The sequence below is a fragment of the Mesorhizobium shonense genome, assembly GCF_040545255.1.
Classification (GTDB): Bacteria; Pseudomonadota; Alphaproteobacteria; order Rhizobiales; family Rhizobiaceae; genus Mesorhizobium; species Mesorhizobium shonense.
In genome coordinates this window covers 259,727-283,548 of sequence record NZ_JBEPLM010000009.1, presented here as the reverse complement: position 1 = coordinate 283,548, position 23,822 = coordinate 259,727, and the positions used below count along the sequence as shown (strand labels likewise).

Genomic DNA, 23,822 nt, shown 5'->3' with positions numbered 1-23,822 from the left:
TTGGATCGACCGCGGTTGCAACCGCGTTGTCACCCGTCTCAGGAAAGTCATCGCCCCACCCCACTAAACTCTTAGGGCTCATCAGGAAGGACGCATCACCCGGATGGGTGAAAGCCGGTTCTTTATCCGCGCGGAAGGGAAAACGTGGTCGTGCCGGCTAGCAACTGAACCAGTTCCGCCTGTCTCGACGTACCCGTCTTCGCCATTACACTCTTCAACTGTGAGCGGACGGTTTCCGTCGAAACCGAGAGAGCGGCGGCGCCGGTTTCGACACTGTGTCCCTCAGCGATCGTCCTCGCGACTCGATCCTCCGCCGGGGTGAGGTCGAACAGGCCACAAAGCAGGCCTGGACGAGGTGCGGAGGGAGCAGCGAGAGGTGTTGCAACGAAAAGGGTCGTAGCACGGGAGAAAATGTCATGAGCCTGCCGCCGTATCGGAATAACGTGACCAACTAGGCTCGATTTGCCCTCAACCGCAGGCACAGCTATGGAGCGAACGGCAGCATTGTCGGTTTCGATCTCCGCCAGCGCCATATTGAGTATTTCGTTCGACCGTGGATGCGCCAATGTAAGTCGATCGCGGGCCCTCGCGTATATCTGTGGCTCCAATTGTTCCATCAGCGGATTCATCGCGAGAACCTGGCCGCTATTCCCGAGCACAGCGCCCGGCAAGCCGAGTGCCTGCATTACCGCGGCTGCGTTCTGCGCGCGCTCGACTTGCAGGCGCGATGCCATCACTCCCGCTCTTGCCAGATGAGGGCGGTAGCCGTCTAGAAGATGCAAGGACGCACGATCGAAGCTGCCTGCCTCGGTGGCTCGCTCGAAGTCGAAGACCAGCAGATCACCATTGGGAACTGGAATGACCGAGCCACAAGCCCAACCTAGACCGTTCGGCTTCAAAAGTTCCGCAAAGAGTGGATCTTCTTCTTTTTCCTCAGGCGTTAAAAAGTCCAGGTCGGCCATGAAGCCAGCATAACCTTTGGACAGTGCACGCTGGGGGCGGGTGTTTCGTTCAGCAAAACTCTCTGCGACACGTTGCATAACGTCAAACAATCGTTTTGAGGCCGTCCACCGACCCTTCTTCAAATTGTCGACAGCGAACAGGACGCCGCCGACTGCTCCAACGCGGCAGGCCAACCTGTCCAATACGGCCGGCCACAGCTCGGGCAGAACGGCCGCCTCAAAGATCGCATCCAAAACACTGCCGTCAAGCTCGTTCATCGGTGCAGAGATCCAGAAAAATACTCGCAGTGATGAACACGAATATAAAAAGGAATTCAATGCCTTTTCGGCATGCCGGCTCACGTGGCGCGCGGCGATGGGGATGCCCAGCTTCCGATATATGATTTCGCTGTTCAGCTCTGTTTGGCGGAGGACCGGAAGGGACAAGGTGAGCCCGAAGCCTCTTCTCCTGGCGTTTATACTATTGACGAGCTCGGTCCATGGGATAGTCCGACAATTGTTTGCCAAGTTCGTAGTCGCGCTTTGATCGAAAGCGTTTAAAGCCGTCTTTACGAGAATCCTCTCCATGTTGGCAGGATACTTTCTCCACAACCCGACAGTCTTGGATCTTCTCCGCCACAGCGCGAAGTTGGATGGGGCACATTCCGGTTAAGCGCGTCATCAAGAACATCGCCGACTATGGGCGGTGGCCGGCGCAGGTCTGATCGGCGGGTCACTGGTGGTTGGCTTTTAACGTTTGAGCTAGAGTCCACCCATACAGAGATACTTCATCTCGAGGTACTCCTCCAAGCCGTGTCGCGAGCCTTCGCGACCGATCCCCGATTGCTTCATGCCGCCAAAGGGAGCGGCTTCCGATGACATCCGGCCGGTGTTGATGCCGATCATGCCGTATTCGAGCGCCTCGGCCACATGCCAGACGCGTTTGAGATTGGAGGCATAGAAATAGGCGGCGAGGCCGTAGATCGTATCATTGGCCTCGCGCACCACCTGATCGGGGTCCTCGAAACGGATGATCGGCGCAAGCGGCCCGAAGGTCTCTTCCTGAGCGAGCAGCATTTCACTGGTGATGCCCGTCAGAACCGTCGGCTCGAAAAAAGTGCCGCCGGGACCCGCCCGGCTTCCGCCGCAGCAGATCGCGCCGCCTTTCTGGATCGCGTCGGCAATATGAGCCTCGATCTTGAGGAGCGCGTGGGTGTCGATCAACGGTCCGATGGCGACACCCGGTTTGAAGCCGTCGCCAACCGAGAGCGAGCGAACCCGTGCGGCAAATTTCTCGGCGAATTCGTCGTGCACGCCCGATTGCACATAGAGCCGATTGGCGGAAACGCAGGTCTGCCCAGCATTGCGAAACTTTGCCTGGATCGCGCCATCGACGGCAGCATCGACATCGGCATCGTCAAAGACGATGAATGGCGCGTTCCCGCCCAGTTCGAGGCTGACTTTCTTGACCTGATCCGAGCACTGGCGCATCAGCAGCCGCCCGACTTCGGTCGAGCCCGTGAAACTGATCTTGCGCACTTTTGGATTGGTGCAGAGTTCGCGCCCGACCGCTGCACCTTCCGAGGCATAGATCAAATTGACGACGCCGTCGGGGAAACCCGCCTCCGCCGCCAGTGCGAACATCGCGCCAGCGACGAGCGGGGTCTGCTCAGCCGGTTTCAGCACGATCGCGCAACCGGCTGCCAGCGCCGGCGAAATCTTGCGGGCCACCATCGAAGCAGGAAAGTTCCAGGGGGTGATGGTGCCGACGACGCCGATCGGCTGCTTGATCACCAGCATGCGCCGATCCGTCGAAGGAGCAGAAATCGTCTCGCCGTAGATGCGATTGGCTTCTTCCGCATACCACTGCAAGTAGGCGGCGGCGTGCGAGACTTCCGATACTGCCTCGGGCAGCGGCTTACCCATCTCGGCGGTCAGGATCGCAGCGAGATCATCGGTGTGATCAAGAATCAGTTGGTGCCAGCGCCACAATGTGTCGCTGCGGTCGCGGGCAGTCAGAGCTGCCCATCTGGCTTGCGCGACATAGGCCCTGTCGATCGCGGCCTTCGTTTGATCCACGCCCATATCGGGAAGCTCGGCAAGCAATTCGCCGGTCGAGGGGTTGAAGACCTTGAACACGCTCCGATCCCATTGCTCACCCGGGGATGCCAAGCGATCCAGTGTCGCGAACAGACCCGGTTGTTTGAGATGGCTAAGCAGCGAACTCATTATGCCCGACACAGAAAAGCTCCTTATCGTTCTCGGAACAGCGCGGAACGCAACTTAGCCGCAGCGCGACATTCGGCATTTATCCCAGCGTCACCATTTTTGTCGAACCTGGCCGGCAGCCGATTGTCGAAACAGGACTCACTTGAGTTGACAGGGCAGCGTCGCATCGTCCAACCTGCGCACCTCACCAGGGTAGTCCTGGCAAGGGGCTGAGATACTGCCAATAGCGCGCAGTGACCCGTTGAACCTGATCCAGTGGCATACGAGCGCAGGGACGGCGCGAGGGCCGCCGCCTCTTTCTGGCTTTCACGATCGGACGAACTGTTCTGTCGTGAGCGTAACAGCCCACGGCTTTAGCCTGTTGACGGCGAGGAGCCGTCCGTTGTTTCAGAACTTCTACTTTGCGCGCTTTGGCTTGAAGTAGCTTCGGATATTGACGAGCGCTTCGGCGACGGCAGCAACATCCTCGTGGGTGGCAGACCCTTTAGTCTCGCTGAGTTTGCGGATTGGCGCGATCATATCACCGGTGACGGCATGGCCGCGAATGACGGGCCGCCACAGCTTGGGGGCGAACCCGGTTCCTATCAGAAAGCAGACGTCCCAGTCCATGGCATCAAAGGTTAGATCATCGATCCTGGTGAACCTGGGCCGGTGGTCTTTCGGCGTTTCGGCGAGGCTTGCCGATATCCGGTTGTATTCCGTAACGATGGTCTGCACGGCCCGATGCTCGGTTGTCTCCATTGGCAGGTTCAGGGCCTCCGGGCCAGTCAGCTCCGGGATCCACTGACGTGGGTCGATAAACCTCGGGCCGATGATGAGAGCCGTGAGATAGCCGTCGAGGTCGCTCATCGACCAGATCGGCGACACTGGACGACGTGCCCTGATGAAGGCTTCGAACGCCTCGTCATCGAGCTTCGGTCGTGCTGTCGTCCCCTGGCTGTTCTGTGTCATGCAGCCCGTCGCTCCTGATTTGCAGTGCCCTCGCGTTCGGCCTTCCAGGCCCACGGCAAGCGGCTTCGATTGGCGAGCACGCTTGGTGTCGACTCGTACCGGCAAGCAGCCATCCTGGCATAACGCGCCACCGCTCTGAACATGATTGAATTGTCATCTTTTATCGCTAGGCATTCCCCGGCAATCATCGATCGAAGGACGTTGCGCGATGCGGAAGTATTCCAGGCGTCGCGCGCTCAGTCCTATCCATTCAAAGTTTGCAGATCATGTCGGCCGACAGCCCAGGCAAGCGCCTCTTCGAGCCTGTCGTCGCCCCAAAACGTTTCGCCATCCACGACGAACGCCGGGGAGCCGAAAATGCCGTAGCTGCGGGCCGCATCGGTTTCGGCCTTGAGCCGCTCATGGGCGCGGGCACCGTCGGCCTTGGCGATCACATCGTCGACATCCTGACCGAGGGGAGCCAGCACAATGGGCGCGGCTGCCCAGTTCCATGCCTTCCAGGTACCACGCCCTGAAGCTCGCTACGGTGTAGACCTCGCACCAGCCTTCTTCGGCCGCCACCATTGCGACACGGTTGGCCAGAAGGTCCGGATCGGTCGGCCAGACGGGTGCCCCGACATAAGGCACGCCGTGCGTCGCCGCGCGCCGCTCAACATCACGCCACATGTACTTTACCTTTGCCGCCTGGGTGCGGAGGGCAATGTTGTTCTCGGCCATGACGGTGCGAACGTTGAAGGGGCGCCAGCGAACGGCAACGCCCGACTGTTTCGCCATCGCGTCAATGCGCATCACCGACAGATAGGCATAGCCGCTCCCGAAGAAATAGAAGAAGTCGAGCTGCTTCATTCCCACCGCCTCCGCCCATGGCTGCCCACCGACACCTCAGCGAACTTGCGAGCCGAGCACGGCCGAGACCAGCCGCAGTCAGGCCGAAATGATCGCCCATAGCTGCGTCACGCCCATCGCAAGGACGAGAATGACGCTAACTCTGATGAACAGCGTCGTAGGTATCTGCCTTAAGTGAGCGCCGAAACGGCTGGCCGAGAAGTCGTCGACCGCATCGTCCAGCATCGCCTTCAAGTCGTCCATGGCGGCCTTGGCTGCCAAGACCCCATAAACCGTGATTGCGACCACGATCGTCGCGAGCGCGAACCTGGCGGCTAGTCCAGCTGATGGTGCGTACGCCAGTATCGCGAACATAGTCGCGATACTGGTGAAAAAAATGATCGCATATGTCTGCGTCAGATGGCCAAGTCGCGCACCCGCCGCCACCAGATACTGATCAATGGTGAGTTTCGCCATGTGCTCCTCGGGGAACTGGCCCGGCTGGCTATCTAGCCTTCATTTCCCGGGGTCGGAGTTCCATATGTCCCGGTAAAGTTTTCAGCCGCCGTCCTGTCCCTTCTTCCAGACCACCACATACTTCCCGGCCGCATCCACCAGCTTCGAATCCTTGCCCGGCACCTTGAAGGAGAAACTCCCGGATTCGAACGCAAAATCTCCGCTTTCCTGGACATCAAGCGTCGTGAGCGTGAGCGCCGATATGCCCATATCGATCGCGCCCTGCCATAGCTTCTGGATATTCTGGCGGCCGTCGACCCGCGCCATGTCCGGCGGGAATGCGGCTGCATCATCCGCGTACTTCGAGGCAACCCCGGCCGCATCCTTGCTGTTATATGCCTTCACGAACTCGGCATTAGCGGCTTCGATGGCTTCTTTCGCAGACTGGGCTTGTGCAGATCCCATGCAGAGTGATGTGAAAACGACGGCCAGCAGACAATGCTTGAAAGTCATTTCATCCTCCCGTGTTCCGGTTTTCTGATTACCGGTTCTCCATAGTGGAGAGCAATCGCCCGAATGCTCGTGAGCGCATCACATCACATCCCTATGGGTTTAATAATCCAGTTTAGCATTTACTAATATGTCGCGCAAACCGGCGGGTCCCAACACGTGCCTGATGGAACCCTTCCCTGCCATCACTGCGCTTCCTCGTTTCGCGTCACAGAGCTTGTGCCCATCGGCGCGAAGAAGCATGTCCATCTGCGCTTTAGCCAGCCGACGCGACGCGTCGGCACCAGAGGCTCGCAGATGTGGTAGCGGTCATCCGGCGCTGTCTGGACGCGATCCTTCGGAATATACCACTCCCCCGTCGGCGGATCGTTTCGGTAGACGGGCTGCGGCTGCCTGACGAAGTAGCCGCCGCCCCGAGCCGGCCTGACGTCGTCCGGATCAAGCGGATGGCAATCTTCGTTGCCGCAGCACTTGTAATGAAGGACAGGGTCCGTCTTGTCGATGTAGCAGCCGTGAGCGTCCGACTGGCCGACTAGCGCAAGCCATAACAGCGACACGACATGCTTACGTTTCATGACGAACTCGCAAGCGGGCGCGATGCCGAATCTAGCGGATGCTGCCGATCATTTCGGCGCCCCGCCCACAGTATGCCCCAGCAGAAGAATAGACCATTCCTACAACCGTTCATCACCCAATTGGGTCATGATCAGAAACGAATTGCTGCTATCATTCCCTCGGCTCCAGTCTCGCAAGCACTTGATCCGAGCAGTGGGATTCGTGCTAGGCGACAGGACGACGTTGATCGACCGAGGCGACTCCATCGCTCTTCCTTGCCGGCTCACCTGACAGGTAGCGCAAAAGAGAAGCACCGTGACACGCTACGGAGGCTGCCGATCCAATGGGCTGCGACTACTTGCGTCGCAGCGCTGTTCTTCACGCTTGCGCCCTTGGCTGTGGTTCGGACCGGAGTTCTCCCACCGATTGTTGTCGCGATACTGTGATCGTCTTTGGCGTGCTTACGATCGTAGGACACGTTATCATTATTCGCGTTTTCTTGATCGTTCCATCGGGCAGTGTGCTGGAGCAGGGCTACGGGCATCTCGAGGCTACTGACCACGGCATAATGCGGCGGTCACGAAGGCGTCGAAACACGCCCGACCTAGTGAATCTCGCCACGCTCACCTCGATGCTGAATATCGACGTTCGATCGGAGACAATTGTCACGCCCCTCGCCGCAGGCCATGTCGATGCCGTAGGCAATCGCATCAGCAGATGTGAATCAGAGTCGCAAACATAAACGGCAACAGCTCCAGTCCCCATTGTGAGTTCCGGCTGTTTCCAGAAATCTACTGCGCCTCATCCTAAATCTACTGCGCCTCATCCTTAAGCTAGGTTGCCCACGCGGTCGTTCCCCAAAAGTGTGTCCACAATGGCACGATTTTCCGGCGGCGGCGGCAGTTTCAGAACAATCGATCTATTCTGATGTTTTTCTACAAATATAGTAGAAATTAGGCGGCGGCCAGCCAGCCATGATCTGTTCCGACGCCGGCAAACCAAAATAGAGGAAAGGTTCTTCCAGGATGACGCATCGCAAACTGGTCGGGTTCACCGGCAGTTTCAACCGCCCGTCGCGTTCCCGCGCGCTCGTCGAGCTGGTGGCCGATCTTGCCGCCGAGCGATACAACGTGACGGCGAACGTCTACGACATTAACGACCTCGGCGCTTCGCTCGGCAATGCGCGTCGCTTCGCGGATCTGGACGCAAAGGCGCAGACGGTCCTGCGTCAGATCACCGATGCCGACGTGCTTGTGGTCGGCACGCCGACTTACAAGGGCAGCTACACCGGGCTCTTCAAACACGCCATCGACCTGATCGATCCTAGCGCTCTTTTGGGCACGCCGGTGATCCTGACCGCGACCGGCGGCGGGGATCGCCATGCGCTTATCGTCGAGCATCAGCTTCGGCCGCTGTTCGGATTTTTCCAAGCGCATGCTTTGCCGACGGCCGTCTACGCGGCCGACCGCGAATTTGTCGACTACCGTCTCGCGGCCGAACCAATTCGGCAGCGGGTGCGGCAAGCGGTGGCGGAACTAGCACCCTTCGTCGGAGCGGCGACCAAGCCGGCCGCGATCGCCGCCGAGTAGCAGCGCTGAAAGAGGAAGCCTCGCAAATGACGGTCATGCCTCTCCGACCCAGACTGGACAGCAGCCCGCCCGACCCGGTCGAAACAGCCGCCGACCTTGCCAGGGTTTTCGCGGACAAGGCTTCTGTGATCGACGAGAGCACCGCCTTTCCTCGCGAGAATTTCCGGCTCCTTCACGAGGCGGGCCTACTTGCACTGACCGCTCCGATGGAGCTTGGCGGCCGCGGAGCTGGGCTGGCGACAACGTCAGAGGTCATCCGCATGATCGCGCGCGGCGAACCCTCGACGGCGCTGATCCTGATCATGCAGTATATTAACCTCGCGACCTTGCCGAAGGGACGCTGGCCGCAGCACCTGGTGCGCCGGGTCGTTGCCGATGCGGTCGAGAAAGGCGCGCTTATCAATGCGCTACGCGTCGAGCCAGAGCTTGGAACGCCGATCCGCGGCGGGCTGCCCGCGACGACGGCGCGGCGGACGGCCGGCGGCTGGTTAATCAGCGGCCGCAAGATTTATTCCACTGGCATCCAGGGCCTGACCTGGGCGATCGTCTGGGCAAAAACGGATGAGGTCGAGCCCCGCGTCGGCGCTTTCCTGGTTCCAGCCGATGCGCCGGGTCTCAGCGTCGAGCGGACCTGGAACCCGCTTGGCATGCGAGCCACCGGCAGCCACGACGCCCTGCTCGAAGATGTCGAGGTGCCGCTCGACCATGCCGCCGACATTCGCCTGCCGTTGGAATGGGACGCCCGCGGCGAAGGCCAGGCGGCATGGTTCGGCACGCTGCCGGGCGCGCTCTACACTGGCGTCGCCGAGGCGGCGCGCAACTGGCTGGTCGGCTTCCTCAAGACGCGCGCCCCGACTAATCTCGGCACACCGCTGGCCACCGTACCCCGCATCCAGCAGGCGGTGGGAGAGATCGAGGAACTGATCGCCGTCAATCGCCGGCTGATTTTGTCGGCAGCCCGAGATTACGACGAGGGGCGTCCATTCAGCCAATCGGAGGCCGGCCTGATCAAGGTCGTCACCACGGAAAACGCAATCGCCGCCGTGGAGAAGGCGCTGAAGCTCACCGGCAATCATGGGGTATCGCGCAACAATCCGCTGGAGCGGCATCATCGCGATGTGCTGTGCGGCCGCATCCATTTCCCCCCAGGAAGACACGGTGCGCATTGGTGCCGGCCGGGTCGCGCTGGGTTTCACATAAAAAGGAGAAGATTATGCCTATTGAATTCATTGGATACATCGGCAACCACAACGCCTCGGAGACGATTAAGCGCTCCGGCTCGATCATTGACCGCAATCATATCGCGGCCGCGGCGGCGATCCACGAGAACGGCGGCTTCGACCGCGTGCTCCTCGCCTTCCATTCCACCTCTCCGGAAAGCATCCTCGTCGCCCAGCACGTGACCGAGCGGACCCGGCGGCTGAAGCTGATGGTCGCCCACCGGCCAGGCTTCACGGCCCCGACACTCGCCGCCCGGCAGTTCGCGACGCTCGACCATCTGAGCGACGGCCGCATAGCGGTCCATATCATCACAGGCGGCAACGACCAGGAGCTGGCGCAGGACGGCGATCAGCTGACCAAGGAAGAGCGCTACGCCCGCACCAGCGAATATCTCGACATCCTGCGCCAGGAATGGACGAGCGCTAAGCCATTCGATTACGAGGGCAAGTTCTACCGCGTCACCGGAGCCTTTTCCGAGGTCAAGCCGCAGGGGCCGGACGGCATTCCGGTTTATTTCGGAGGCTCGTCCGACGCGGCGATCGCGGTCGCCGGCAAGCATGCCGACATTTATGCGCTGTGGGGCGAGACGCTGGCGCAGGTAGCGGAAACGATCCGGCGCGTGCGCGCCGCGGCCGCTCCTTACGGCCGCTCGCCGCGCTTCAGCCTGTCGCTGCGCCCGATCCTGGCGGACACCGAGGAAGAAGCCTGGGCAAAGGCCGACCGCATCCTCGAGCGCGCGAAGGCGCTGCACGCCAGCGGCGAGCGCCTGATCCGCGGCAATGCCGCCGGCCAACAGCCAGCCAACGAAGGCTCGCGGCGGCTGCTCGCGGCCGCCACCCAAGGCAAGCGCCTGGACAAACGGCTGTGGACCGAGATCGCGGCACTGACCGGTGCAAGCGGCAATTCCACCTCGCTGGTCGGCACGCCGGATCAGGTGGCCGAAGCCATGCTCGACTACTACGACCTCGGCGTCACCACCTTCCTGATCCGTGGCTTCGATCCGCTCGAGGACGCGTTCCATTACGGCCGCGACCTCATTCCGCGGGTCCGCGCGCTCGTCGCCAAGCGTGAGAGCGGGACCCGACGCGTGCAGGCCGCCGAGTAGCAAACCGCTTGCCTATGTGAACCGAGCCTTGAACCAGGAGAGACAGATGAGCTGGAGCATACGGAATCCCGCCTCCGACGCAGGCAGCCTTGCAACCGGCATCGACCGCCGTTCCTTCCTCAAGACCGCGGGAGCGCTCGGCCTTGCCGCACCGCTCGGCGCGATCTCGGCTGGCAGCCTGTGGGCTCAGGCCGCCGCGCCGGCCGGCGAGCTGAAGAAAGTGAGGTTCGCGACCAACGCCACCGCCATATGCCTGGCTCCGGTGTTCGTCGCGCAGGAGCGCGGCATCTTCAGGAAGTTCGGGCTGGAGGTGGAGCTGGTAAATTTCGGCGCCTCCACCGAAACGCTGCTCGAAGCGATCGCCACCGGCAAGGCGGATGGTGGCGTCGGCATGGCGCTGCGCTGGCTGAAGGCGCTGGAGCAGGGCTTCGACGTCAAGATCACCGCCGGCACGCATGGCGGCTGCTCGCGCCTGGTGGCCTTGAAGTCGACTGGCATCACCCAGCTTAGCCAACTTAAGGGCAAATCGATCGGCATTTCCGATCTCGCCAGCCCCGGCAAGAACTTCTTCTCCATCCTGCTCCACAAGGAAGGGATTGATCCGGTGGCCGATGTCGAGTGGCGCCAATATCCCGGCGAGCTGCTGCAGCTTGCCGCCGAGAAGGGAGAGATCCACGCCATCGCCGACGGCGATCCGAAAGCTTATTTTTGGCTGCAGGATCCCAAGTACATCCAGATCGCATCCAATCTCGACCACGGCTTCGAGAACCGTGTCTGCTGCATCGTCGGCCTGCGCGGCAGCCTCATCCGCGATGACCTGCCGACCGCAACGGCACTGACGCGCGCCCTGCTCGAAGCGCAGGACCTTACGGTCGCCAAGCCCGAACTCGCCGCCCAGGCCTTCCTGTCGCAGGCTCCCAAGGGTAAGACGCTCGCGGATCTGGTCGGTGTTCTCAAGGACCAGACTCACAATCACAACCCGGTCGGCGCCGACCTGCGCAGGGAGATCGCGCTCTATGCCGAGGAGCTGCGCGACGTGCAGGTATTCAAGCAATCCACCGATCCAAAGCAGTTCGCCGACCAGGTCTATGCGGACGTGCTGACGGTATAGGAGGTTCAAGATGGCATCGATCGAGCCGGCGCTTTCCGAGCGCATTGAGGGCGCCGTTCGCGCGCGCGCAGCCGGATGGACCCGGCTTGGTATCTGGCCGCTTGGCCTGCTGGCTGCCGCCGGGTGGGTCGGGGTCGCGGCCCTGATCGAGCTGTGGCCGGAGATCATCCCCCAGCCTTACGGCGGCCAACTCGCCCTGATCGCGCTCGTCATCGCCGCAGCGCTGGTCGTGGTGGTCGCAACGGGGCGGCTGCTCGGAGCGATCTCCGATAGCGTCCGCTACTACGGGCCGTGGTTCATCGCCGGCGCAGTGATCGTCGCGATCTGGGAGATCCTGACGGCCAAGACCGGCCTGCTGCCGGTACCGTTTTTCTCCTCCCCGCAAAGTGTTCTCGCAGTGTTCTTGGACGATTGGAACCGGCTCGGCATCAGCATCTGGTATTCGGTTCTGCTACTGACGAAGGGCTATGTCCTCGGCGCGCTTGCCGGATTTGTCACCGGCATCACCGTCGGCTGGTCGCAAGCGGCGAGCTACTGGGTCCATCCGGTGCTGAGGTTGATCGGCCCCCTTCCGGCGACCGCCTGGCTGCCGCTCGCCTTCTTTATCTTCCCGACCAGCGGTACCGCCAGCGTGTTCCTGATCGCGCTCGCCACCGCCTTCCCGGTGACTATCCTCACTTGGTCGGGCATCGCCAGCGTCAACCGCGATTACTACGACATCGCCCGCACGCTCGGCGCTAAACCCTGGTTCCTGATCCTGAAGGTGGCGGTACCTGCGGCGCTGCCGCATGTCTTCGTCGGCTTGTTCATGGGGCTGGGTACCTCTTTCGCCGTGCTCGTCGTGGCGGAGATGCTGGGCGTCAAGGCTGGGCTTGGCTGGTACCTGCAATGGGCCCAGGGCTGGGCGGCCTACAGCAACATGTACGCGGCGCTGCTGGTCATGGCGCTGATGTGCTCCGGCCTGATCACCGTGCTCTTCCGCCTACGCGACTGGACGCTCTCCTGGCAGAAGGGCCTCGTCAGATGGTAGCGCGCGCAGCGCTAAAGCCGGCATCGGAGCTTCTCGCGGCTGGCCTGAGGATAGACTTTGAGAACGTCTCGCACCGGTTCGAATTGAAGGGCGAGCCGCTGCCGGTCCTCGACAATGTCAGCTTCTCGGTAGAGTCCGGTTCCTTCGTCGCGCTGCTCGGCCCGTCGGGCTGCGGCAAGTCGACCCTGCTTCGGCTGCTTGCTGGGCTCGACCATCCGAGTGCCGGCGCGGTGAAGGTGGACGGCGAAACGGTCGGCAACCCGGATCCGTCGCGCATCCTCGTATTCCAGGACCCGACTCTGTTTCCCTGGCGCACCGTCTGGGACAATGTCGCGCTGGGCCTCGAGGCGCAGGGCATATTGAGGAGAGCGCGCCAGCGCGTGGACGATGCGGTGCGGCTGGTCGGGCTCACCGGCTTCGAGAAGGCCTATCCGCACCAGCTTTCGGGCGGCATGGCGCAGCGCGTGGCGCTCGCCCGCGCGCTGGTCAACGAGCCGCGGCTGCTGCTTCTCGACGAGCCGCTCGGCAAGCTCGATTCGCTTACCCGCCTCACGATGCAGGGCGAGATCGTTAAGCTGTGGCAGGAAGCTGGACTAACCGCGCTTCTAGTCACCCATGACGTGGAGGAAGCGTTGTTCCTCACTGAGCGCGTTCTCGTCTTCGGGACGCGCCCGGGGCGCATCGTCGCCGACATTACGGTCGACCTGCCCTATCCACGCCATCGTGGCGATCCGCGGCTGGCGGAGTTTCGTCGCGAGGCGCTCGGTCATCTCGGCCTGGCGGCAACCTGGTGATCCCTCCAAGAAGGAAACACGAATGACCGCGAAACTTGGAACTGCGCTGCGCATTGCGCTCACCGCAGCGGCTGTCGCAGCCGCCCAGCCGGCTTCCGCCCATATCACCTTCGAAGCCAAGGAGGTGAAAGCCGGTGCGACGGCCAGGTTCGTGCTGCGCGTGCCGCATGGCTGCGCCGGCTCAGCGACCATCGCCGTCCGTATCTCGATCCCCGAGGGGCTTTCCGAAGCCAATCCGCAGTCCAAGCCGGGCTGGACGCTCGACATCGTCAGCGCGGGGCCCGAGACCACAGCCTCGACCGAGGCCGGCGACGATGCGCATGCCGGACCTGGCGGCGCGGCGGTCGAGGAAATCTCCTGGTCGGGCCGACTCGAAGACGCGCGCCACGACGAATTCATATTCCGCGCCAAGGTCGATGCCGCCGCAGCCGGCAAAGACCTGTTTGTCCCTGTCGTGCAGCAATGCGAGGCCGGCCTCGAGCGGTGGATCGAGATCCCGGCCTCCGGCGGCTCGGCGGACGACCTCAGGTTTCCGGCGCCCTCGGTAAAAGTAGTGCGCTGACCTCCCGAATGCCGGCTGGAGCGCTGAAGAAAGCGGCGGCGGCATTCATCGTCGCCGCCATTCTGTTTACCGGCGGCGCGCCGGCCTTCGCCCATGCGCAGCTCATAGCCTCCGATCCGCCGGACGGTGCGGTGCTGCCGCAGCCACCCGAAACGCTGACGCTAAAATTCTCCGAACCTGTCAGTCCGCTTGTCGCCAGGCTCAGTAATTCGCGGGGACGCACACAAGCGCTTTCCGACATCGGCGTGAAGGACAAGACCATCGTCGTCAGGCTCCCGGCAGGGCTGGAGCAAGGTACGCATCTCCTGTCATGGCGGGTCACGTCCTCCGATGGACATCCAATCGGGGGCGGCCTGCTGTTCTCGATCGGCGCGCCGAGCGCGAGCGCGCCAGCGGCGGCCGGACAGACCGAGCCTGCGATCCGGACCGGCATCTGGATCGCACGCTTCCTCATCATCTGCGGGCTGGTGTTCGGGATCGGCGGCGCCGTGTTCCGGTCGCTGGTAGCCGGTACTGCCACGCCGGCCGCGATGTGTTTCGTCTCGACCGCGCTAGTTGCCGGCCTCGCCGGCGCGACTGTACTCATACCGTTTCAGGGCCTCGACGCCCTGGGTGCCCCGCTCAACTCTGCTTTCAGCTTCGATGTCTGGAACGCCGGCCTGTGGGCAATGAGTTATGGCCACGCTACCCTCGCCGCCGCTATAGCCCTGCTGATCGGCTTGGCAGCGTTTCAACAGAGCCGGAAGCGCACCACAGGTATCCTTGGCGGATTGGCGCTTCTTACTGCGGGCCTCGCGTTCGCCTCGGCCGGCCACGCCGCCTCTGCGCCGCCGAAGTGGCTGATGATACCGGCCGTGTTCGTCCATACTGTCGCAGTGCTGCTCTGGCTGGGCGCACTGGCGCCGCTCGGCGCGGCGATTGCCTGCGGAGGGCCGGATGCCGTCTTTGCGCTCAAGCGCTTTTCCAACTTTATCCCCGCTATCATCGGCGCGCTTTTCGTGAGCGGGATCGCCATCGGCGTCGTCCAGGTTCACACGCCGAGCGCCTTGCTGACGAGCAACTACGGCCGCGTTCTCCTCATCAAGCTCGGCCTGGTCGCCGCCATGTTGCTGCTCGCCGCCGTCAATCGCTATGCGCTCACGCGACCGGCCATAAAGGGTGACGTAGTGGCCGCGCGCCGGCTTTCGCGCAGCATCGCGGCCGAGATCATACTCGGCATTGCCGTCATCTGCGTGCTCGGGCTGTGGCGCTTCACGCCGCCTCCGCGCGTGGTCGCCGCCAATCCGGCGCGCTTCGAGGTCCAGCAGGTAAGCGTCGCAAATGAGGATGTGAGCGCGCTTCTGTCGATCCATCCGCCGATCGCGGGACCAGTGCGCGTCGAGGTGTCGGAGGTCACCGCCGCCGGCAAGCCTCTGGTCCCACTTGGCGTCATCGTGGAACTCGGTAAGCCTTCCTACGGCATCGGGCCGTTCGCAAGGCAAGCCAAGGCCAGCGATCGCGGAACTTACATCGCCGGCGGATACTTGCTGCCGCTCGACGGATTCTGGGTGGTGCGGGCCACCATCCTGGTCTCGGACTTCCGCTCGGTGACGCTGACTAACGTGTTCGATGTGCGCAAAGCGACTGACTGAAGGAGCTGGTTCGAGCGGTCCGGGGACCGCCGCGGCTTGGAAGCGAAGTCCCCTTCCGCCCGCAAAATCAGAATAAATTATCTAGTCTACAGTCTTAGTGTAATTAATCTTGGCTCGTTGAACCGGATCCGGCCAGCAAGTGGTGGATAAGGAGACAGTAATGGGTAAGAAGCGACCGTTGAAGCTCGGCTTGTTGGCTCCCCGTCGTCGGCATGAGCAGAAGTGTGCACCACCGCAGCGAATATGGCTCGTCGACTTTCGGCGACAATCTCGGCAGACCCGGTGAAACCGCTATGCCCGGCAGGCAATAATGTCACGACCCGAGTAGCCCTCCCTCTCCTTAGTCCAACCGCCATCCGAAAGCGAACATCGCCATGATCAGAACCTCCCGCCGCCTGTTCAACTTAGCGCTCGGCAGCTTTGCCATTCTGACGTTCGCCGGAGGATCGGCTTCCGTCGCCGCCGAGGACCTGAGCAAGGTGGTGCTGCGCGTGGGCGATCAGACCGGGGCGACGCGCGCCAAGCTGGAAGCCGCCGGCCTGCTTAAGGAGGTTCCCTACCAGATCGAATGGTCGGTCTATCCGGCCGCCGTCAACCTGCACGAGGCGCTGAAAGCCGATGCGGTCGATATCGGCAGCGCCGCCGACTCGCCGACGGTGAGCGCCATCGCCGGAGGCTCCAGGATCAAGGTCGTCGCCAGTTTCTCCAATGGCGGTCTGGGGAGCTCGCTGATTATTCCGGCCGGCAGCCCGATCAAGACCATCCAAGATCTGAAAGGTAAGACGATCTCGCCGACCACGCGCGGCAGCGTCGCGCACTTCCTCACGCTCGGCGTGCTCAAGAAAGCCGGCCTGACCGCCAAGGACGTCAAGCTCGCCTTCCTCACCCCAGCCGACGCAAGCGCCGCGTTCCAGTCTGGAGGCATCGACGCCTGGGGCACCTGGGGAGTCTATCTTGCCCGCTCGATCGGAACGCTCAAGGCAACGGTGCTGATCGATGGAGTTGGCATCAACACGGGCAAAGGCGTGTACAGCGCGACGGATCACGCGCTCGCCGATCCGGGCAAGGTTGCGGCGATCGCGGATTTCATCGCGCGCGTGGACCGCGGCTACACCTGGTCGCGCGAGAACAAGGAAGCCTTTCTCGACTTCTACGCCGGCTTCACCAAGCAAGATCGGGCGACTGTCGAGTACCTCTATCAGAGCGAGGCGGGCTACAAGCGCGAGCCCATCGACGACGCTCTGACGGCTTCCCTGCAGAATGTCTTCGAGACCTGGAAAGAGGCGGGCGTGTTAAGCGGCGACCTCAATCTCGCCGATTACGTCTATCGCACGCTGCCGACAGATTGAGCCGAAATTCCGGAGACGGCGCATGAGCTCGATTGAATCTGCCTCGACATTTCCGCTCTCGCGGCCAGCCGCGGTCGCGCGTGAACCGTCGAAAATCAAGGCACCCGCTCTGGAGCGAATCACGCCCATCTCGACCTCACCGAGGGGCGCCCCGCGGTGGCTACGCCGGATGACAGGCCCGGTGCTGCTCGTTCTTGCCTGGCACGCCGCGTCGGAGACCGGCGTGCTGCCGCCGGAGGTGCTGGCTGGCCCCTCGACTGTGATCTCCAGCGCGGCCGGACTGATCACCACCGGCGATTTGCAGGCCGCCATGATCACCTCGCTCGGGCGTGCGCTGTTCGGGCTCGCCCTCGGCGGAACGATCGGCGTCACGCTGGCCGTGCTTTCCGGCCTGTCCCGGCTTGGCGAGGATCTGATCGACTCGCCGATCCAGATGATGCGCACCGTGCCCTCGGTCGCGCTCATTCCGCTCCTGATCATCTGGTTCGGCATCGGGGAAGCGCCGAAAGTCGCCCTGATTGCGCTCGGCACGGCCTTCCCTCTTTATCTCAACGTCTATGCCGGCATCCGCAATGTCGACCTGTCGCTGATCGAAGCGGGTCGCGCGCTCGGGCTCTCCCGCGCGGCGCTGATCCGTCATGTCGTGCTGCCCGGTGCCCTGCCCAACGCGCTGGTCGGCCTGCGCTATTCGTTAGGCATTGCCTGGCTGGCGCTCGTCTTCGGCGAACAGATCAACGCAACGGCCGGCATCGGCTACCTGATGGCCAATGCGCGCGAGTTCTTCCAGACCGACGTGATCGTGGTCTGCCTCGTGGTCTATGCGCTGCTCGGCCTTGCCGTCGATTTCATCGTGCGCACTCTTGAACGGATCTTTCTGTCATGGCGACCGGCCTTCAGCGGAACTTGAAAATCGCGGATCAGGCACCTCCCCCCGCTGCGCGCCAGCCGGGCGAGACGGCCGTGCGGGTGCGAGGCCTCTCAAGGCGCTTCGACACTCGCTCGGTGCTGGCCGATCTGAACCTCGACATCGCCGCGGGAGAATTCGTCGCCTTGCTCGGCGCCAGCGGCTGCGGCAAGAGCACACTGCTGCGCATCCTGTCCGGACTCGATCGCGACATATCGGGCGAGGTCCAGGTCCCGGCCCGCCGCGCCGTCGCCTTCCAGGCGCCCCGGCTGATGCCGTGGAAGACGGTATGGCGCAATGTCGTGCTGGGCCTTCCCGGTCGGCCCGACCGCGCGCGGGCGCTCGCCGCGCTCGATGAGGTCGGCATCGGCCACCGCGCCGACCAATGGCCCAAGGTGCTTTCGGGTGGCGAGGCGCAGCGCACCTCGCTCGCCCGCGCGCTGGTGCGCGAGCCAGACCTGCTGCTGCTCGACGAGCCCTTCGCCGCACTGGACGCGCTCACCCGCATCAAGGCGCAGGAACTCGTCGGCGAGCTCTGGCAGCGGCACGGCTGCGCCGTCCTGCTCGTCACCCATGATGTCGAAGAGGCGGTGCTGCTCGCCGACCGTGTGCTGGTGATGAAGGACGGCGTCATCGCCCATGAGGAGCGCATCAGTCTGCCGCGGCCGCGCGATGTAGCCGAACCGGTCTTTGCACGCACCCGCGGCACGCTGCTCGACTGGCTGGGCGTGCGCCATGGCGCCGCGCGCGCTCACTGACGAAAAGCCAAGCCAAGAGTGTCTTTCCAATCTAGATCAACACCGTTCTCCGTATTCGTCAGGTCGATCCAAAGCTCTTGGAACTAGGTCAGGTGAAGGACCTCAGCAATCTGCAGCAGATCGTCAGATCACTCTCCCCGCTGCCATGCCTTTGACCCTAACGGGTCCCCACGCCCTCGTGCTGCCTCAGGGAGCACGCCCAGTACTGAAATACGGAGACGCGGATGTCGGATAACCACCATCAGCATGAGCGCGGCCATGCCCATCAGGACCGAGAGGATCGGTGGAAGCATAATGGCGTTCGCGTCATCAAAGGGGATCAGCTCGATCCCAACACAGCCCAGACGCCGGGCATGTATCGGCAGGCGGCCATCAACCACGCCCGAGTCGGCGCGCAGAAAATCTGGGCCGGCACAGTGGCGATCGAACCCAATGCGAAGACCGGTGTCCATCATCATGGTCCACTCGAGAGCGTGATTTTTGTCGTTCGCGGCAAAGCGCGCATGCGTTGGGGCGACAGGCTTGAATACGTTGCCGAAGCCGGCCCCGGCGATTTCATCTACGTACCGCCATATGTGCCGCATCAGGAAATCAATGCGGACCCTGAAAACCCGCTGCAATGCGTGCTGGTGCGATCCGACAACGAAGCCGTGGTGGTCAACATCACCGATGTGGAACCTGTCGAGAAGCCCGAAGAGGTGTATTGGGTCGATCCCATTCACAAACATCCGGACTAACGCTGTAAGCGACGGATCCGACAGTAAGCTTCGAATACGAGCCCGTAGGACTTTGTCGTCGCCAGTCGCCTGGGAGAGGCGACGAGGCTCCTTCTCCGTTCGGTCCGGCCGTGCGGCGCTGGACGTCATCACGTTTTCAACCCCGGGCTGTCGTCCCAGGGCACACGGCCGGATCATGGCACGGTGCGGCTTGGCCGCATCTTCAAGAAGAGCTGGAAAACGACTGACCCACTCGCAAAGCTGATGTCATATTGCTGCAAGATGGCGTTCGCACGGTTGCCGCGTGGGATAGCAGTTTGCCTATGATCAGGCGCCTCAGCGGGATGCCCTTGCTTATCGAATAGTCCAACAGCCAAGCCGCCGCTTTGGCCTTTTGTAGGGATATTTTCTCCGCACCGTTGGGCGAAAGAAATAAAATATCTTAGGTATCTCTATAGATCTTATAGACTTCTGATTGCTCTGCCAGGCACCGTTCCTGCGAGCAAATCCAAAAGAGGAACAACGATGACATTCAAAAGCAACTTGAAGGCCGCACTGTTCAGTCTGCTTGCGCTTGGAGCGGTCAGCGGCACGGCGAACGCCCAGGCGGACGCTCCTCTTCTTTCGAAAGTTCCGCCAGGAACGGTCCTGACCATCGGTGACCCGGAGACACAAAAAGCCCTCGAGTTGTCAGGGCTCGACAAGGAACTGACCTTCAAGGTCAATTGGGCCAACATCAGCGGCGGGCCTCAGACTTCCGAGGCATTCCGCGCAAAGGCGCTTGATGTAGGAGCGGTCGCGGAAATCCCGTCGATCTTCGCGAACTGGAACAACCTGCCCGTCCGCAACATCGCCTACAGTGAACACCGGAATCCGATTGCCAATCCGATTTATCGCTTTGGCATTGCCCCAGGCGTCAATGTCAAGTCGCTTGCGGACTTCCGCGGCAAGCGCATCGCCTTCAGCCCGGGTCAGGCTCAGGGAACGCTGGTCTTGCGCGCGCTCCGTGCGGCCGGCCTGCAAAAGAGCGACGTCACCCTGATCGAACTGCCGAGCACCAGCGATGTCTACCCGAAGGCGCTGGCAAGCAGGCAGGTCGATATCGCTCCGCTCGGCGGCGTCAATATTCGCCGTTACATCAATCAATATGGACCGGAGGGGGCAAGCCTTCTGGAGCACGGCCTGCGTGACGACCCAGCCCATCTCTATGCGCCGCAATGGGTTCTGGATGATCCCGCGAAGGCTGCGGCGCTTGCGGAATATGTCGGCCTGTGGGCCAGAGCCATCGAATGGGTCAACCAGAACCCGGAAATCTGGATCAAGGAATACTATGTCGGCCAGCAGGGTCTCAGCCGCGAAGATGGCGAGTATCTCGTCCATCTGGAAGGCGAGCAAATCGTGCCTGCCGACTGGACCGAGGTGAAGAAGCGTCATCAGGAGACGATCAATCTCCTGGCGCAGGAGTTGGGATACGAGCCCTACAGCGTGGAACAGATCTTTGACAACCGCTTCGAAAAGCTGGCCGCCGCTGCTCTGGCCAAGAGCCAATGAGCCATCCGGAAAGGATATTGATCATGTCAACGACCTGGGATTTGGATCAAGGGAAGTCGGCCCGAACGTACAGGCATAGCATCGCTCCTTATGCGCACGCGGACACGACACGTGCGAGCGGGCGTCCACGGCTGCGCCGCAGATTGGGACCAGGCCCCGCGATACCCTTCGGACTGCAACTCGGGCCAGCGATACTTTTGCTGGTGTGGGTCATCGGCTCAGGCCTCGGCTGGATCGATCCGCGCATCCTGTCCGCGCCCTGGACGGTCATTGAGGCCTTCGCAAGGCTCATCGAACAGGGCCGCCTGCAGGACAACTTCGCGACATCGGCGACACGTGCTTTGTTAGGGCTCAGCGTTGGCCTCGTCATCGGCACGCTCCTGGCCGTCATCGCTGGCCTTTCCCGCATCGGCGAGGCTTTGATCGACGGCCCGGTTCAGATCAAGCGCGCTATCCCGACCTTGGCGCTGATCCCGCTTCTGATCCTTTGGTTCGGTATCGGTGAGGGCATGAAGGTCACCACGATCGTGCTTGCCGTCATCGTTCCGGTTTACATTCATACCCACAACGCACTTCGCAGCATCGACAGCCGCTATGTCGAATTGGCCGAAACCCTGCGCATGTCCCGAAAGGATTTCATCTTTGAGGTCATCCTGCCCGGCGCGCTGCCCGGGTTTCTGCTGGGCCTGCGGTTTGCCGTGACGCTCTGCTGGGTTTCGCTTGTCGTGGTCGAACAAATCAATGCCACAAGCGGGCTCGGCTACATGATCGACCTCGCTCGCAATTACGGGCAGACCGACGTCATCCTGGTCGGCCTGACGGTCTATGTGCTGCTGGGCCTGGTTTCGGACGGTCTTGTGCGCCTGCTTGAACGAAGGGTCCTGTCATGGCGCCGCACCCTGGCCAACTGAAGCCTGGAATCCAGGCCGTCCATATACGCGGCCTTGTGCGCAGGTTTGGAACGAAAACCATCCTGGACGGCGTGGAGCTTGATATCGCAGAGGGCGAGTTCGTCGCTCTGCTCGGCAAGAGCGGCTCCGGCAAGAGCACTTTCCTCAGGGCTCTGGCCGGCCTGGACCGCGAGGTCGAGGGAACCGGTATCCTCGGCGTGCCGGAGAACTTGTCAGTCGTTTTCCAGGACGCGCGCCTGTTGCCTTGGCGAAGCGTCATTCAGAACGTCACGCTGGGCCTGCCGGGCACGCCCGCTCAGGACCGTGGAAAAAGAGCTCTAGCCGAAGTCGGGCTGAAAGGGCGGGAGGATGCTTGGCCGAACCAGCTTTCGGGCGGAGAACAGCAAAGAGTAGCTCTTGCTCGTTCGCTGGTACGTGAACCTGCCTTGTTGCTTGCCGACGAACCGTTCGGGGCGCTCGATGCGCTTACCCGCCTGAAGATGCACGACCTGTTGCGAGAACTCTGCGCAAGGCATCGTCCCGCAGTGCTGCTCGTCACCCATGACGTCGACGAAGCAATTTCGTTGGCGGACCGGGTCCTGGTTCTCGAAGAAGGCCGCTTCATCGAGGATCTCCGGATCGATTTTCCGACACGGCGCGATCATGGCGACGCACGCTTTGCTCAGTATCGAGCCCGGCTGCTCAGCCGGCTGGGAGTGGACGTGCCCGGCCGCAAGGTTCCGAAGGTCTTGGAGGCAAGCCAATGAGCACACAGAAGAGACAAATGCGGCTCGGAGCGTTCATCATGGCGACAGGCCATCATGCCGCGGCTTGGCGCCATCCGGACGCACAGGCCGATGCCGGTCTGAACATCGACCACTACCGGGCGCTTGCCCAGACCGCCGAACGCGGCAAATTCGATCTGGTTTTCGTGGCCGACAGTCCGGCCGTGTGGGAGCGTGCCAAGGATCCGGAAGCGGTCCGCCGCACCGCTCAGCACGCGCATTTCGAGCCGATAACACTGTGGGCGGCGCTGTCGCAGGCCACGAGCCACATCGGCTTCGTTGCCACCGCCTCGACAACCTATGAGGATCCGTATCTTCTCGCCCGCAAGTTCGCTTCGCTCGACCATATTTCAAAAGGGCGTGCGGCCTGGAACGTGGTCACCACCGGAGCAGATGTCTCGGCGAACTTCTCGATCCCCGGTCATCCCGCTCACGCTGACCGATATGCGCGCGCCGAGGAATTCGTCGATCTGGTCAAGGGATTGTGGGACTCCTACGAGGATGATGCCTTCATTCGCGACAAGGAAAGCGGCGTCTACCTCGATCTCGAGAAGGTGCATCATGTCAATCATAAGGGGCAGTTCTTTTCGGTAGCCGGCCCTCTCAATGTCGGCCGACCCGTGCAGGGCTACCCTGTGATCGTGCAGGCCGGCGCCTCGGAACCTGGCCGTGAACTCGCGGCCCGGACGGCCGAGATTATATTCACCGCCAACCAGACCCTCGAGGACGCACAAGAATTCTATTCAGACGTCAAGGGACGGCTTGCGCGCTACGGCCGCGGACCCGACGAGCTACTGATCAGTCCCGGCATATTTCCTGTTCTTGGAGGAACCGAGGCTGAGGCCCGGGCGAATTATGACTACCTCCAGTCCCTCGTTCATCCTTCCATCGCCTGGAACATCCTCGCCCACCATTACCAAGGGCTCGATCTCTCCGGCTATTCGCTCGACGATCCGGCCCCGCCCCTGCCGCACGATACCGAGCTCAACAAAAGCCGCCTGAAACTCGTCTCCGACCTGGTGGAACGTAACAATTTGACGCTGCGTGAGTTCTATCTCGCAGTCGCCACTGCCCGTGGCCACCGCACAGTGGTGGGCACGCCTGAACAGATCGCCGACTCGATGCAGGGATGGTTCGAGAACGGCGCTGCCGATGCCTTCAATATCATGCCGCCTATACTGCCGACGAGCCTGACCGACTTCGTGGATCAGGTGGTCCCCATTCTGCGCAAACGCGGCCTGTTCCGACACGAATACGAAGGCACCACACTCAGGGAGAACCTGGGGCTGCGGCGTCCGCCCAACAGCTTTGCCCTCCAGGTTCACCGTGTGCCTGAAGCGCGGATAGCGGGATGACATA

At 62.2% G+C, this 23,822-nt stretch carries 23 protein-coding genes and 1 pseudogene; 16 read left to right on the top strand and 8 right to left on the bottom strand.

Annotated features, from left to right (window positions below; translation table 11 throughout):
• Positions 1 to 122: 122 nt before the first annotated feature.
• The 8 genes from ABID26_RS23445 to ABID26_RS23410 form a co-directional block, all read right to left on the bottom strand.
• A complete protein-coding gene (locus tag ABID26_RS23445) occupies positions 123 to 1,220 on the bottom strand; it encodes a helix-turn-helix transcriptional regulator (RefSeq protein WP_354416770.1) in 1,098 nt (365 codons plus the stop codon).
• A gap of 483 nt (positions 1,221 to 1,703) precedes the next feature.
• Positions 1,704 to 3,170 (bottom strand): NAD-dependent succinate-semialdehyde dehydrogenase, encoded by a 1,467-nt coding sequence (locus tag ABID26_RS23440; protein ID WP_354416796.1) that lies wholly within the window; start codon positions 3,168 to 3,170, stop codon positions 1,704 to 1,706.
• A gap of 396 nt (positions 3,171 to 3,566) precedes the next feature.
• Positions 3,567 to 4,121: a UPF0149 family protein gene (locus ABID26_RS23435; protein WP_354416769.1), complete on the bottom strand. Its 555-nt coding sequence runs from the start codon at positions 4,119 to 4,121 to the stop codon at positions 3,567 to 3,569.
• Between the two features lie 242 nt (positions 4,122 to 4,363).
• Positions 4,364 to 4,555: a DsbA family protein gene (locus ABID26_RS23430; protein WP_354416768.1), complete on the bottom strand. Its 192-nt coding sequence runs from the start codon at positions 4,553 to 4,555 to the stop codon at positions 4,364 to 4,366.
• Positions 4,521 to 4,967 carry a DsbA family protein gene (locus ABID26_RS23425; RefSeq protein ID WP_354416766.1) on the bottom strand — a complete coding sequence of 149 codons (447 nt, stop codon included), beginning with the start codon at positions 4,965 to 4,967 and terminating at the stop codon, positions 4,521 to 4,523. The genes ABID26_RS23430 and ABID26_RS23425 overlap by 35 nt, the downstream gene beginning before the upstream one ends.
• A gap of 78 nt (positions 4,968 to 5,045) precedes the next feature.
• Positions 5,046 to 5,423, bottom strand: coding sequence for a hypothetical protein (locus tag ABID26_RS23420; RefSeq protein ID WP_354416765.1), 378 nt, complete (start codon positions 5,421 to 5,423; stop codon positions 5,046 to 5,048).
• A gap of 81 nt (positions 5,424 to 5,504) precedes the next feature.
• Positions 5,505 to 5,915 (bottom strand): YybH family protein, encoded by a 411-nt coding sequence (locus tag ABID26_RS23415; RefSeq protein WP_354416763.1) that lies wholly within the window; start codon positions 5,913 to 5,915, stop codon positions 5,505 to 5,507.
• 182 nt (positions 5,916 to 6,097) lie between these two features.
• Positions 6,098 to 6,487 (bottom strand): hypothetical protein, encoded by a 390-nt coding sequence (locus ABID26_RS23410; protein WP_354416762.1) that lies wholly within the window; start codon positions 6,485 to 6,487, stop codon positions 6,098 to 6,100.
• A gap of 1,005 nt (positions 6,488 to 7,492) precedes the next feature.
• Between ABID26_RS23410 and msuE the strand changes: the two genes are divergently transcribed.
• From msuE to ABID26_RS23330, 16 genes and pseudogenes are all read left to right on the top strand, one after another.
• Positions 7,493 to 8,056 carry an FMN reductase gene (msuE, locus tag ABID26_RS23405; protein ID WP_354416761.1) on the top strand — a complete coding sequence of 188 codons (564 nt, stop codon included), beginning with the start codon at positions 7,493 to 7,495 and terminating at the stop codon, positions 8,054 to 8,056.
• A 26-nt stretch (positions 8,057 to 8,082) separates the two neighbouring features.
• Positions 8,083 to 9,138 (top strand): annotated as a pseudogene (locus tag ABID26_RS23400) (acyl-CoA dehydrogenase family protein); the annotation flags it as partial.
• 131 nt (positions 9,139 to 9,269) lie between these two features.
• Positions 9,270 to 10,382 carry an LLM class flavin-dependent oxidoreductase gene (locus tag ABID26_RS23395; protein ID WP_354416759.1) on the top strand — a complete coding sequence of 371 codons (1,113 nt, stop codon included), beginning with the start codon at positions 9,270 to 9,272 and terminating at the stop codon, positions 10,380 to 10,382.
• Between the two features lie 46 nt (positions 10,383 to 10,428).
• Positions 10,429 to 11,493 carry an ABC transporter substrate-binding protein gene (locus ABID26_RS23390; protein WP_354416757.1) on the top strand — a complete coding sequence of 355 codons (1,065 nt, stop codon included), beginning with the start codon at positions 10,429 to 10,431 and terminating at the stop codon, positions 11,491 to 11,493.
• A 10-nt stretch (positions 11,494 to 11,503) separates the two neighbouring features.
• Positions 11,504 to 12,523, top strand: coding sequence for an ABC transporter permease (locus ABID26_RS23385; protein ID WP_354416756.1), 1,020 nt, complete (start codon positions 11,504 to 11,506; stop codon positions 12,521 to 12,523).
• Positions 12,517 to 13,317, top strand: coding sequence for an ABC transporter ATP-binding protein (locus ABID26_RS23380; RefSeq protein WP_354416754.1), 801 nt, complete (start codon positions 12,517 to 12,519; stop codon positions 13,315 to 13,317). The genes ABID26_RS23385 and ABID26_RS23380 overlap by 7 nt, the downstream gene beginning before the upstream one ends.
• Positions 13,318 to 13,339: 22 nt before the next feature.
• Entirely contained in the window at positions 13,340 to 13,879 is a 540-nt protein-coding gene (locus ABID26_RS23375) for a YcnI family protein (RefSeq protein ID WP_354416753.1), read from the top strand.
• An 8-nt stretch (positions 13,880 to 13,887) separates the two neighbouring features.
• Positions 13,888 to 15,510, top strand: coding sequence for a copper resistance CopC/CopD family protein (locus ABID26_RS23370; protein ID WP_354416752.1), 1,623 nt, complete (start codon positions 13,888 to 13,890; stop codon positions 15,508 to 15,510).
• Positions 15,511 to 15,884: 374 nt separating this feature from the next.
• Positions 15,885 to 16,859, top strand: a complete 975-nt coding sequence (locus ABID26_RS23365; protein ID WP_354416750.1) for an ABC transporter substrate-binding protein — start codon at positions 15,885 to 15,887, stop codon at positions 16,857 to 16,859.
• 169 nt (positions 16,860 to 17,028) lie between these two features.
• Positions 17,029 to 17,766, top strand: coding sequence for an ABC transporter permease subunit (locus tag ABID26_RS23360; protein WP_210213628.1), 738 nt, complete (start codon positions 17,029 to 17,031; stop codon positions 17,764 to 17,766).
• Positions 17,739 to 18,521 (top strand): ABC transporter ATP-binding protein, encoded by a 783-nt coding sequence (locus tag ABID26_RS23355; RefSeq protein ID WP_354416748.1) that lies wholly within the window; start codon positions 17,739 to 17,741, stop codon positions 18,519 to 18,521. The genes ABID26_RS23360 and ABID26_RS23355 overlap by 28 nt, the downstream gene beginning before the upstream one ends.
• A gap of 224 nt (positions 18,522 to 18,745) precedes the next feature.
• Positions 18,746 to 19,258, top strand: a complete 513-nt coding sequence (locus tag ABID26_RS23350) for a cupin domain-containing protein (protein WP_127410563.1) — start codon at positions 18,746 to 18,748, stop codon at positions 19,256 to 19,258.
• Positions 19,259 to 19,762: 504 nt separating this feature from the next.
• On the top strand, positions 19,763 to 20,788 hold the full coding sequence (locus ABID26_RS23345) for an ABC transporter substrate-binding protein (protein WP_127410691.1): 1,026 nt from the start codon (positions 19,763 to 19,765) through the stop codon (positions 20,786 to 20,788).
• Between the two features lie 23 nt (positions 20,789 to 20,811).
• Positions 20,812 to 21,699, top strand: coding sequence for an ABC transporter permease (locus ABID26_RS23340; RefSeq protein WP_354416795.1), 888 nt, complete (start codon positions 20,812 to 20,814; stop codon positions 21,697 to 21,699).
• Positions 21,675 to 22,445: an ABC transporter ATP-binding protein gene (locus ABID26_RS23335; RefSeq protein WP_354416746.1), complete on the top strand. Its 771-nt coding sequence runs from the start codon at positions 21,675 to 21,677 to the stop codon at positions 22,443 to 22,445. The genes ABID26_RS23340 and ABID26_RS23335 overlap by 25 nt, the downstream gene beginning before the upstream one ends.
• Positions 22,442 to 23,818 carry an LLM class flavin-dependent oxidoreductase gene (locus tag ABID26_RS23330; protein WP_354416744.1) on the top strand — a complete coding sequence of 459 codons (1,377 nt, stop codon included), beginning with the start codon at positions 22,442 to 22,444 and terminating at the stop codon, positions 23,816 to 23,818. The genes ABID26_RS23335 and ABID26_RS23330 overlap by 4 nt, the downstream gene beginning before the upstream one ends.
• The last annotated feature ends 4 nt before the right edge of the window (positions 23,819 to 23,822 follow it).